At 61.9% G+C, this 12,009-nt stretch carries 7 protein-coding genes; 6 read left to right on the top strand and 1 reads right to left on the bottom strand.

What is annotated here, in order from left to right; genetic code table 11:
* The 4 genes from AAGA68_16530 to AAGA68_16515 form a co-directional block, all read left to right on the top strand.
* On the top strand, positions 1 to 919 hold a 919-nt coding region (locus AAGA68_16530), incomplete at its 5' end, for a diaminopropionate ammonia-lyase (GenBank protein ID MEM9386667.1).
* 95 nt (positions 920 to 1,014) lie between these two features.
* The gene (locus AAGA68_16525) at positions 1,015 to 4,587 is read left to right on the top strand and encodes an amidohydrolase family protein (GenBank protein ID MEM9386666.1); all 3,573 of its coding nucleotides are present in this window, start codon (positions 1,015 to 1,017) and stop codon (positions 4,585 to 4,587) included.
* A 62-nt stretch (positions 4,588 to 4,649) separates the two neighbouring features.
* Positions 4,650 to 5,378: a class II aldolase/adducin family protein gene (locus AAGA68_16520; protein MEM9386665.1), complete on the top strand. Its 729-nt coding sequence runs from the start codon at positions 4,650 to 4,652 to the stop codon at positions 5,376 to 5,378.
* Entirely contained in the window at positions 5,378 to 6,838 is a 1,461-nt protein-coding gene (locus tag AAGA68_16515) for an APC family permease (GenBank protein MEM9386664.1), read from the top strand. Before AAGA68_16520 ends, AAGA68_16515 begins: the two co-directional genes overlap by 1 nt.
* 125 nt (positions 6,839 to 6,963) lie before the next feature.
* On the opposite strand, the gene AAGA68_16510 is transcribed toward AAGA68_16515, so the two are convergent.
* Positions 6,964 to 7,950, bottom strand: coding sequence for a zinc-dependent alcohol dehydrogenase family protein (locus tag AAGA68_16510; protein ID MEM9386663.1), 987 nt, complete (start codon positions 7,948 to 7,950; stop codon positions 6,964 to 6,966).
* 563 nt (positions 7,951 to 8,513) lie between these two features.
* Here AAGA68_16510 and AAGA68_16505 point away from each other — a divergent pair.
* Both AAGA68_16505 and AAGA68_16500 read left to right on the top strand, forming a co-directional pair.
* Positions 8,514 to 10,229, top strand: a complete 1,716-nt coding sequence (locus tag AAGA68_16505; protein MEM9386662.1) for a hypothetical protein — start codon at positions 8,514 to 8,516, stop codon at positions 10,227 to 10,229.
* On the top strand, positions 10,226 to 11,923 hold the full coding sequence (locus AAGA68_16500; protein MEM9386661.1) for an integrin alpha: 1,698 nt from the start codon (positions 10,226 to 10,228) through the stop codon (positions 11,921 to 11,923). Before AAGA68_16505 ends, AAGA68_16500 begins: the two co-directional genes overlap by 4 nt.
* Positions 11,924 to 12,009 lie beyond the last annotated feature (86 nt).

Raw genomic sequence — 12,009 nt, 5'->3', positions numbered from 1 at the left:
TTTGGGTGAGACCTTGCGCGATCGGACTGAGCGAGAATGGGGCGTTCGGCCGGATTACGCCTCGTTGTTTGATCGCAAACACTCGGATCCGGACTACTGCGCCGTCGCGGTCACCGACGGAAACCACGGACGGTCGCTGGCCTGGGGGGCACAGCAGTTCGGAGTTGCTTGCCGCATCTACATCCCAAACGGTGTGTCCGAACCGCGCATTGCAGCGATCGCGCGCTACGGCGCTGAGATCGTTCGAGTCGATGATAACTACGATGCAACCTTTGCAAAGGCACGCGCCGACGCCGCGGCCAATGATTGGGCGCTGATCCAAGATGTGTCGACTCGCGACTACACCGAGTGCCACAAGCGCATCATGGAGGGGTACACGCTAATGGCGCGGGAGATGATAGAGCAGCTCGACACTCAACGCCCATCGCATGTGTTTTTGCAGGTCGGTTGCGGCGGGATGGCGGCGTCCGTGATGGCGGCCTTCATCGAGCAATGGGGTGCTAGTGCGCCAAAGTTCGTTCTTATGGAAGCTGAAACGACGGCGTCCACGCTCGAGAGCTTTGCGAAATCTGAACCCGTGGTTGTCGGTGGCTCGCAAAGGACGATCATGATCGGGATCGCCGTTGGCGAGACTTCATACCTGCCTTGGCTAGTGTTCCGACGATATGCCCACTCGGCCGTGACCGTGGCCGACATTTATGCAGAGAGGGCCATGCGCCGCGCAGCAAAGGGGACAGGTGGAGATCCAGCGTTCGTTGCCGGTGAAACGGGCGCGTGCGGACTTGCAGCCCTGCTCGAACTGAGCGCATCGCCAGTGCTGCGCAGTCGCCTCGACCTGGGCTCGCACGCCAGCGTCTTGCTCATCAATACCGAGGGCGATACCGATCCGGTGACCTATCAGAGGATCATGGCTCAATGATCCGGCAGCGAGGATGGCGGTTCTCGTCGCTAGTGTCTGGAGCGCAAGCGCCGCGTGCCTGCGACGGCGCGACCGTAGCGCATGGGACCTTACGCATGAGCGGTCGGACCGGACGAGGCTTGGCACCAGCTGGGGCGTGCCCGCATGCCACCGGCGGCGCCCCACTCGCCGTGCGCCCTTGTGCGGCAATGGTGGCGCTAGTGCTGGTGCAGTGTGCTCATGCACATCACACGCCAGCCGATGGCGTCGCGCCTGACGCGCCGCCCATCACCGCTGCGTTCTTTGACTTGGATTGGAAAGAGCGGTCTGCGATCTGGGACGTCGCCAAGCCCCGGGGCAAGACTCGCCTGATCGATTTCGAGACGGATGAAGGCACCTGGATGTCCCTTGATGTGTCTGCGCGTGACGGCTCGATCGTCTTTGATTTGCTTGGGTCGATCTACCTGCTTCCAAGTCAAGGCGGCCGAGCACGACCTATCACGCGGTCCGCTGAGCTAGTGCTCTTCCAGGTGAACGAGGGTAATCGACCTCAGCCCACTTCGCGGACCGCCGATCTGGTTCACTCGTACCTGAAGAAAAGGGTCCAGACGGGGGTCATCAAGCAATCCTCCGGAATATCCGTCAACTACCATCCGCGCTTTTCTCCCGCTGGCGATCGGATTGCGTTCATTTCTGATCGTGCCGGACAAGACAACGTGTGGGTCATGAAGACGGACGGTAGCCACCTTCGGCTTGTCAGAGATGACCTCACCGCGCGCTACGCGGAACCGGTGTGGTCGCCAGATGGCAAGTACATATACGCGACTCGATTCCTGCCGAACGCTAGGGGAGGGTGGACTAAGGCCGCCGAGATTTGGCGTTTGGCAGTTGATGGTTCATCGGCAGAGAAGCTCTTAGGTAGCCAGTCGACGCAGGTCTGGACGCCGTCGCCGTCCTCGGACGGGCGCTACCTCTACTACCACGAGGCGAGCGCGCCAATCGTTGCTGCCGACGGGTATTACAAGATCAGCGACGGACACCATATCCGGCGACTGGACCTGCAGGCCCGGCGCTCGGATGCGATCACGAGCGGCGGTTATCGCTGGTACTACCGTAGGCTGCCGTTCTATCACGGCGCACCCGTCGTGAGCCCCAGCGGGCGCTATCTCGCGTTCGTCAGAGAGTTGCCGAACACCGAAGTGGAATACAAGGGAGCGACGATCAAGACGCAGACGGGTCTGTTCGTACGCGATCTGGTATCGGGCGAAGAGAGGCTGCTGGTCAGGCCGGTAACGCTGGCGCAGTTCAAGGCGCACAGCATGTATCACATTAAGTTCGTCCCGGGCTTTGCGTGGACGCCTGAGGAGGATGCAATCCTGTTCTCTGAAGGCGGGAAGATACGCAAGATTGAGCTTGCGACGAATCGCCTGTCGACGATTCCCTTCAAAGCTCGTGTTCAGCGCGAGATCTCAGAGCAAAACCGCCCCACCGTCTCCATTGGCGACGCGCCGCAGACGATCAAGAACATCCGCAGTCCCGCACTATCGCCCGATGGGCGTGTGCTCGCATTTGAGGCCATTGGCAAGGTGTGGACAAAGGTATTGCCAGATGGTGAACCGCGTGCGGTAGCAACGCCGTCGCTGCGCTCGACGCAATACTCGCCTTCATGGTCGCCGGACGGAAGCCACCTTGCCTTTGGTACGTGGAGCAACGAAGAGGCCGGTGCAATCTGGGTGGTTAGCATCGATGATGACGGACAGGCAATCGGCGCCCCTCACTGCTGGTCCGCGGTGAGCGGCGAGTATCTAAATCCCACCTTCTCAGCCAGGGGTGATTCGATCATTGCGCTTCGCAGTGCCGGGTCCCGTTGGCGCGGTTCTGCCATTGGCACGCAGTCCTATTTCGATTTGGTCTCCATCGCTGAATCAGCCGCGGAGCCGATTGAGCTGGGTGTGATTCGCCGCCTCGATCTCGTGTCGGGTCAATCCCCAACGCCCAGCGTCGGCATAGGTGGGCGCATACACATCACCCAACGTGACGGCGAAGACTGGAATAAGGCCGTTCTCACCTCCATGTCCGTCGATGGGGGCGATGCCCGGGTTGAGGCGACGTTCAACGCGCTGGTCGCTGAGGGGCGCGTATCGCCCGATGGCGACTGGTTGGCATTTCAATTCGGTCACAACATACATATCGCACGACGCCCAGTGTCCGGCGCTGCTGACGTCGAGTTCCGCCCCTTTGAGGGGCGCAGCGAACGGCGGCAGATCAGTAGAGACCATGGACGCTATCCTCATTGGGGTGCCGACGGTGTTTTGCACTTCATTAGTCTCGATCGCTACGCCTCGTGTGCGGCGCCGTTCACGCAGTGCGAGTATGCAGACATCAGTCTGACCGCTAGGCCCGACCGGGCAGCTGGCGCGCTCGCGCTTCGAAACGCGACGCTGATCACCAGCTCGCAGAGCGGGATTGTTCCAAAGGGCGACATCCTGATCGAAGACGGTCGCATTCGGTGCGTGGGCCGTTGTGCCGATGACCGCGTCGATAGGTCTATTGACCTCAGCGGGAAGTACGTGATCCCCGGTTTGGTGTCTATTCATGAGCACGACACCTTCGATGGCCCGGATGTTTTGCGTTCGCGAGCGCCGAACGTATCCAAGTTCCTCGCCTACGGTGTGACGACGATCATGGAGCCCGCGCCGTCCTCAGACACCGTTCTGGCGCAGGCGGAACTGATCCGTGCCGGTGCGGGCATCGGGCCGCGTATCTTCTCCACCGGCCGACCGATCTACGGGTGGGCGCCCGAAAGGCATGTGATCAGGGCGTATTCAGATGCCGTGCAGAATGTCAGGCGCCTTGCCAGCAAAGGCGCTATCGGCGTCAAGCAGTACTTCGAGTTCAAGCGGCATCAGCGCCAGTGGCTCGCTGACGCTGCGCGCGCCAGCGGCCCCACGTTGCTGACCGGAGAGATGATGGATCTGCACTACTTCATTGGTGCGATCATGGATGGGCACACGACGCTCGAACACGAAAACACCTATTGGCCTTACTTTCGCGACTTTCGAGAGTTCATCAGGCAAAGCGGCACGCAGGTGTCGATCACATCGACGACGCCAGCGCGGGGGCGATACTTGATGGAGTACTTTACCTCCGGGGAGGACGTACCGGGCGATCCTCGCCAAATCAACTTCACGCCCTGGGAGTACCTGCATAGACAGGGTCACGACAATGTGGCACCACTTGCTGAGTACGAGTCTATGGCTTACCTACAGGACCTGAAGCAGCTCACGGAACTTGGTGTTGTGTTTGGTGCCGGCGGCCATGGCGAGATTCCCGGGCTGAACCAACACTGGGAGCTATGGTCCTTCGCCCTGCACTCAAGTCCTGCCGCTGCGATCGAAGCGGTCACGATCCGCAGCGCTGAGTATCTCGGTTTGTCTACCGAGCTAGGGTCGATAGAGCCAGGAAAGCTCGGCGACCTCTTGGTCTTGAACAGCGATCCTCTGCAGGACGTTCGCAACAGTTTGGACGCTGCCTACGTGGTCAAAGACGGTCGGGTATACGAACCGGAAACGCTGGATCAAATCTGGCCCGATCAGGAGGCGTACGGTGCGCGACCGTGGGTCGCACCTAAATCGTGGAGTGGCTCGGGTCGCGTGGGCCGACCACAGGCTATCGAAGGCGCCGAATGAACGTCGCGCCTGGCCCATCCCGCACGCCGCCTTCTAGCGCAAGCACAAGGGATGCAACGCGTATGACCGAGTCTACTGCGGTAGCGAGGGAGAAGAGCGACTTCGCACTTGCCCATCGCATTCTTGCCTTCGAAGGCATGCACGAGGGCGTACACAATCACCTGACGCTGATGATGCCTGGCGATGAAGATCAGTTCTTCGTCACGCCCGGCGGCTTGCACTTCTCGGACATCCGCAGCGATGACGTGCTGATCATGTCACTCGAGGGGTCGCTCGTCTGCGGCGCGGGCGTGCCCAACGAAGCGGCCTGGTGTCTGCACGCACCGATCCACCGGCTGCGGGCGGACGCAAGGTGCGCCATTCACCTTCACTCGACGTATGCCACCGCGCTCATGATGCGCGCCGGTGTCACCTTGAATGAATGCGCTAGCCAGGCGGCGGCCATCTTCCTAAGCGATGTCGCCTACTACGATACCTACGACGGTGTCCTGCGCGAGGAAGAAGAAGGTCAGCGCATGGCCGAGCGTCTCGGTGCTAAATCAGTTCTCGTATTACGTAACCATGGCTACTTCATCGTCGGTACGAGCCTTGGCGTGGCGCTCGAGCGCGCCTATTTCTTCGAACGTGCTTGCCGGCTTCAGTTGCTTGCGCAGGCCGGTAGTTATCCTCTCAATGAGATTCCCGAAGACCTCGTGGCCGCCGTGCATGAGGAGGAGAGTGTCTACCTAGGCCGATACCTCGATGGCATGCGCCGAAAGTTCCGCCGATCCGAAGGCCCGGGCCGAGAGTAGTGCTTGGCGAAGGTGACAAGACCAGAAAGCAACTCCAGAGATCTCTGGGCGCTCTGGATTTCTTCGTTCTCTCCTTCGGCACGATGGTCGGGGTTGGGTGGATTACGCTGCTTGGCCCGATGTTGGAGATAGCGGGCCCAGTCGGCGTGTCGGTCGCATTCTTTCTGGGTGGATTGCTGGTCTTACTCGTGGCCGCCTGTTACACGGAAGTCGCTTCAATCTACCCTGTCGCTGGGGGTGAGGTCGCTTACGGCTACGAGATGTTTGGCACGTCGATCGCATTCGTGAACGGCTGGCTGTTGGCCTTAGGGCTCATCAGCGTGGTGTCCTTCGAGATGATCTCAGTGGGTTGGATCTTGACAGGACTGGTGCCCGCGATCGACGGCCCGGTGTTGTACCGAATCGCGGGCGAGAAGGTGACCGTTGGCTCCGTAGCTGCTGGCTTGGCATTGCTCGGCACGATCACCGTGTTCAATGCTAGGGGTGCGAGAGCCGCCGCATCATTGCAAAGAACTACCACCTTCGCGCTCATCGCAATCGCTGCGCTTTTCATCGCCATCTGCATCGTGGTTGGGGATCGGGAAAACCTCGTTCCCCTATTCGCAGAAGATAGGAATGGCGGTCGCATCATTCCCGCTATTGCTGCTGTTTTCATTCTGACGCCCTTCTGGTATTCGGGGTTTGATGCGATTCCCCAGGCCTTTGGTGAACGCAACGTATCGGTCTCAGTGCGGACGGTGGCGTGGACTATGATCGCGTCAATCTTGGCAGCGATACTCTTCTATAGCTTGATCTTTCTGGCACCTGCCATGGTCGCGCCGCGCGAGGCTCTCACAGCCCATGATCTGCCTGCGGCTTCGGCCTTCGCCCTGGCGCTCGATCGCCCCATCGCCGGTAAGCTCATACTGATCGCCGGCCTCTGCGGCTTGATTTCCACATGGAATGCGATCCACTTCGCTGCCGCACGCGTCATCTTCGCCCTTGGGCGCGCGCGACTCATTCCAAGCAGCCTCGGCAGGGTCAGGGAGGGGTTCCATGCCCCGACGAATGCCGTTGTCTTCGTGTCCCTGGTCGGTGGCGTTGGGGGGCTTCTGGGGAAAGGCGTGATTCTCCCGGTCGTAAACACTGGTGCACTCGCCCTGTCGATTGTCTATGCGATCGTGTGCTTTGGACTTGTGAAGCTACGTATGTCCAGCGAACCATGCGCAGCGAAGTTCCGATTGCCCGGCGGGCTGATCATTCCGGTCTGCGCGGTGGTCGCTTCTTCGGGTGTGGCGGGGTACTCGCTCTACAGTGCCGGGCGTGGCGCGGCTGGTGCCTTGCCGCTGGAGTGGGTGTTTATGGTCGTATGGGCGATGCTGGGACTTGCATTCTGGCGATTCGCACGTCCCTTGCGTGAGGGTGTGTCCGAGCGAGAGCGCCGTCAGCTCATCTTGAGCGAGAGCGAAGGGAACCACTAGTAAGGCGACCGAGAGGGTGCAATGTCTTGGGGCAACATGCGGGGCTGACGCTACAAGAGAGTGGTGAATGCTTTTCCCGAGTTCCTCGCGGACATCACGCTGCTCTCCCACCCGCTGGATGGTACCTACACCTCGACCACCACCTTACCCATGGCCTGTCCACTCGTAAGGCGTGCATGGGCCTCGCCCACCCGATCAAGCGAGAATTGTCGCGCGTCCAGCACTGGCTTTAGCTTCCCAGCATCTGCGATGCGCGCGAGCGTCTCCAGCACAGCACCGTGTACCTCACGCTGCACACCGTGGATCATGGGAATCAGCATGAATACGACATGCAGCGATAATCCCTTGAAGTGAGCGGTTGAGAGGTCTAGCTCTACGAGCGCGACCGTCGATGACACCTGACCGCTTAGCTTTGCGGCCTCGAACGAGTGACCCATGTTCTTGCCACCCACCGTGTCGAACACGACATCAAAACCAACGCCATCGGTGTGCCGGGCGACGTAGTCCGCTGTCTTCTCGGTCGTAAAATCAATCGGACGCGCGCCGAATTCGGTCATTAGTGCCAGTTGCGTATCGCCCCTGACGGTGGCGGACACGCTGGCGCCGAAGTGCTTCGCTAGCTGCACAGCCACGTGTCCTACGCCACCGGTGCCGCCCTGGATCAGCACCCGTTGGCCTTCAGTGACGCCAGCGCGGGTCAGCCCTTCATGGGCTGTGATGCCGACCAGTGGCAGCGCGGCTGCCTCTCGCATCGACAGGGTTTGGGGTTTGTGCGCCACGAGGCGTGCATCCGCGACGATGTACTCTGCCAAAGCACCTTGCAGTTCCAACAGGCCACCGGCGCAGCCGTAGACCTCATCGCCAATGGCGAACCGAGAGACCCCCTCACCCACTTCCTCGACGACGCCAGCGAAGTCCATGCCAAGCACGGCAGGCAATGCCGGCGAAAGTGGCAGATCAGCGCCCATGTTCCGGATCATCGTATCGACGGTGTTGACGCTGGTGGCTGCTACTCTGATCGCGACGTGACCTGCTTTCACCTCGGGATCGGGAAGGTCCGCGGCCTCGAACACCGAGTTGGCGCCATAGGTCCTCAGTATCATCGCTTTCATCGGGTGTTCCTTGGGTCATGGTGCTGGCGAGTGCGCGTCAGTCGCACTCTCGCAGGTGCCGGTACGGCGTCATGCTCGGAGGATCGAGTCCGCATTCAACGTTTCGGCGCTGCCCGCCGAGAGCCTTGAGCGTCCAGGACATCACGATAGTATGAGGCTTGAGCAGTAAACATGGGGTGGCGAGTCAATCAGTATTCGGGTATCGAATATAATGCGGCGAGCAGAAGCGCCGCTTCTAGCGGTAGGAAGGCGAGACTGCCTCGATGCGGTGGTGCCTTTGGGATCTGGGGCCTCTTCGGTCTCGCCATGAAGGGTTTTTCGCTCTTACTTCGTATAACGAATTGTGGGCGGTCAGCGATCTCTTCCCTGACCATGGCAGGAAGTGCGCAAGCGTAAGGGCTTGTGCGGTCAGCACCGGGGTGCCCTTCGATTACGTGGGGGAGCGCTAGCGCTCCCCCCGCGTGTCGAGAGAGATCATGTGGCCCCGCGGCATAGCGATCCCCAAATGACATACGGATCCCGTTGGGCTAGGGTCGCAAGACCATCGCTAGCGGAGAGCTACCATGTCGCACGCAGGCCCAGGGAGGGGCTGGTGTTCATCCCTCCTTTTGTCCTTCGTACTCTCAGTCGTGGCGCCGCGCGCGTTCGGCGCCTTGCCCGCTGAGCTACCCCTTAGCGACCTGCTGCCGATCAACGGCGCTGACGGCTCGCAAGGGTTTCTTTTCCGGGGCTCCACTGCTTTCGGTCACCTCGCCAACAACTCCGCAGTTGCGCCAGCAGGAGACGTCAATAACGACGGCGTCGACGACTTCGTGGTTGGCGCATCGTCGGAGGCGGGTGTCTACGTGGTGTTCGGGCGCGCCGACGGCTTCGCGCCGGAGGTATCGGCCCGCAGCCTCCTGCCCCCTGAGGGCGACGGGAGCCGAGGCTTCCTCGTTGCCGAGACGGCGCCGAGTGCACGCTTGGGCGAGGCGGTGGCCGGCGCCGATTTGAACGGTGATGGGATTAGCGACGTCGTCATCCTCGACTCCAGCGTAGGCGAGAACGATCGTGGCGCGGTCTACGTGATTTACGGCCGCGACACGCCCGCTGGCGACAGATTCCCGCCCATCATCGGTGAGATCGATCTGCTGCCGGAGAATGGCGGCGATGGCAGCGCTGGCTTTGTGCTGACGCCCAGTCCGGACGTTCCCGCCCGTCATGCGCTCGGTGTTGGCGATCTCAATGGCGACGGGCTCGATGATCTGGCTATCGATGGCCGCTACGTGGTCTACGGCCGCAATGGCAACGCGGGCGACGACTTCCCCGCCGAGTTCATGCTGGACGCCCTGTTTCCCGCCAGCGGCGGCGATGGCTCGCGCGGCTTCGTGATCTTGCCGCCGGGCGAGGAGACCTTCTTCGGCTCAAGCATCGTCAACATGGCCGGTGACTACAACCACGACGGCATCGACGATCTGCTGATCGGCAGCCAGCAAGGCACGCCTTTCAACCGCCAGGAGGCGGGCTTCGTCTATCTCCTGTACGGTAGCGCCGATCCCCCGCCCGCGTTCCCGCCCCTGTTTCAACTATCGAGCCTCTTCGCTGCGGGCGGTGGCGACGGCAGCGCCGGCGTGGTGTTCATCGGTGCTGATGCGGACGACAGGGCCGCCATTGTTAGCCATACGGATGATATCAACGGCGACGGCATCGACGATATGATCATCGGGGCGCCGGGCGGCAGCATCGGCCGGCGGACGCCGGGTAGTGGCGAGGCCTACGTGGTCTACGGTCGCGATGGCCTAGGCCTGAACCCGTTTCAGGCTGAGGAGCGCCTTGAGACGATCCGCCAGCCGGGGCCGAACGGTGAACGCCTTGGTTTCTCCATCGTCGGCATCTCTGCCGGCGACTTCGCCGGCATCGCTAGCCGTGGCGGTGATCTCAATGGCGACGGCCTCGGTGATGTGAGCCTCGGCTCTTTCCGTGCCGGAAACTTAGGCGAGGGTGGTGAGGTGTATCTCATCTACGGTCGCGATACGGGCCTGGTGGGCGAATTCCCGTCGGTCTTCCGCACGCGCGGCCTTACGGAAGCCCAAGGTGGCAACGGTGAACAGGGCGTGGTCTTCGTGGCCGTGCGCGCCGAGGACGATGCGGGATTCTCGATTGGCCTTGGTGATGTCAACGGGGACGGCGTCGAGGACTTTGCTATCGCCGCCCCCGGCCTTGAGCGCGAGGAACCTTTCCAGCAGTCACCAGGTGCGGTCTTTGTCATCTACGGCCAAGCGCAGGAGGGCGCGAGATGAATTGGATCGATAGCTTCGGCGGACAAGGTCAGCGCTCGCTCTTGGCGGTGCTCGTGCTGCTCTTCGCCTGTACCTTCGCGTATGCCGAGAGCTTCCCAGCTGAGATCGACCTGCAGTCCCTGCGCCCGCAGAACGGCGGTGATGGCAGCGTCGGCTTTTTCATCCGCGGGATTGCCCTAGACGACGACACTGGCAACGCCGTGGACATCATCGGCGACTTCAATGGAGACGGCATCGATGACATGCTCATCGGCGCCGTGGAGGTGGATGTCGGTGCGGCCGAGGACGCCGGTGGGGCGTACCTTTTGTTCGGTCGCCCTGGGGGATTCCCGCCCGAGGTGTTTCTGTCCGATCTGTTGCCGCCCACCGGCGATGGCAGCGAGGGTGTGGTGCTGCTCGGCGCCGCAGGGGACGACGAGGCGGGCGTTAGCGTCCGCGCAGCGGGTGATGTGAATGGTGACGGGCTCATGGATGTCCTGGTTGGCGCACCCAACGCGTCCTCGCCGAACCGCTTCGAAGCCGGCGTTGCGTACCTCGTTTTCGGGGCTATGGAGAGTCCTCCAATCCTGCGCTTCGCCGACCTGTCACCCCCGAGAGGTGACGGCTCGCGTGGCGTCGTGCTGCGCGGCGTGGAGACAGACAGTCGAGCGGGCGACTGGGTGTCAGGTGTCGGTGACGTAAACGGCGACGGCGTGGGGGATCTGATCGTCGGCGCCAGCCAGGACGACAGAGTCGACAACCAGGCCGGCGCGTCCTACCTGGTGCTGGGCCGATCGACGCCCTTTCCGCCCACCTTTGATCTTGCTTCCCTATTGCCCGCGGCGGGTGGCGATGGCCGCGAGGGTTTGGTCGTACTAGGCGTCAACGCCCTGGACCGGGCGGGTATCGTCAGCGGGGGCTTCGATGTGAACCAGGACGGGCTCTCGGACTTCGCCGTGGGTGCTGGCGGCAGCGACGGTGGCGGTGCGCCCGACGCGGGGGCGGGCAGCATCTACCTCGTCTACGGTTCCGATACGGGCTTCTCGGCGCTCATCAGCGCGCGTCGACTGTTACCGCAGTTCGGTGGGGACGGCAGCGTGGGCGCGGTGTTTGAGGGAATCAACAGCGACGATAACCTCGCCACCAGCGCAGCGGCAGGTGATCTGAACGGGGACGGGCTCGAGGATCTTGTGATGGTGTCCGGTGGTGCTGAGTTAGGGGCTGGGGAAGCGTACGTCGTGCTCGGCCGACAGGTGCCGCTTGGTCCCCTGTTTGAACTACAGGATCTGTTGCCTGCGAACGGCACCCTAATCAAGGGCGAGTTCGAGCTGGAGGTGGGCGGTATCCCTGATGGTGGGAGTGACCTCAACGGCGATGGCCTGGACGACATCGTGTTGCCTGGGCGCAGCGACGCCGCGTACCTTGTGTTCGGTCGTCCGTCCTACCCCGTGAACTTCCGCATCGGCAGCTTCCTCGCTAGCGAGGGAGGGGATGGCAGCCGGGGCGTTGTATTGCGTGGTGCGAACGGTAGCGACGATGCGGTCGCGATTGCCACCGGCGGCGACGTCAATGGCGATGGTGTAGACGATGTGCTCATCGGCGCACGTGACTTTGACAGCGATCGCGGTGGGGCGTACGTGCTGTACGGCATGAGAACCAGCCGATCAGTACCTGGGCCCTTTGGAAAACGGCGTCGCCGTGTTCGCGCAGACTGAGCAGATGCACTAACCTTACGTGAGAGGACGGGTCACTATGCATAGTGACCCGACCTCATCGCCGTTGAACGGAGCGCTACCTAGCC

This window comes from Pseudomonadota bacterium, assembly GCA_039193195.1.
Taxonomy (GTDB): Bacteria; Pseudomonadota; Gammaproteobacteria; order Steroidobacterales; family JBCBZW01; genus JBCBZW01.
The sequence above is the reverse complement of the archived record's forward strand: the minus strand, read 5'-3'. Positions and strand labels throughout refer to the sequence as shown.

What these genes read in the sequence shown, in the direction of transcription:
- AAGA68_16525 (MEM9386666.1), top strand. Translation starts at nt 1,015, where the DNA reads ATGAGCGGTCGGACCGGACGAGGCTTGGCACCAGCTGGGGCGTGCCCG.
- AAGA68_16520 (MEM9386665.1), top strand. Translation starts at nt 4,650, where the DNA reads ATGACCGAGTCTACTGCGGTAGCGAGGGAGAAGAGCGACTTCGCACTT.
- AAGA68_16510 (MEM9386663.1), bottom strand. Translation starts at nt 7,950, where the DNA reads ATGAAAGCGATGATACTGAGGACCTATGGCGCCAACTCGGTGTTCGAG.
- AAGA68_16505 (MEM9386662.1), top strand. Translation starts at nt 8,514, where the DNA reads ATGTCGCACGCAGGCCCAGGGAGGGGCTGGTGTTCATCCCTCCTTTTG.
- AAGA68_16500 (MEM9386661.1), top strand. Translation starts at nt 10,226, where the DNA reads ATGAATTGGATCGATAGCTTCGGCGGACAAGGTCAGCGCTCGCTCTTG.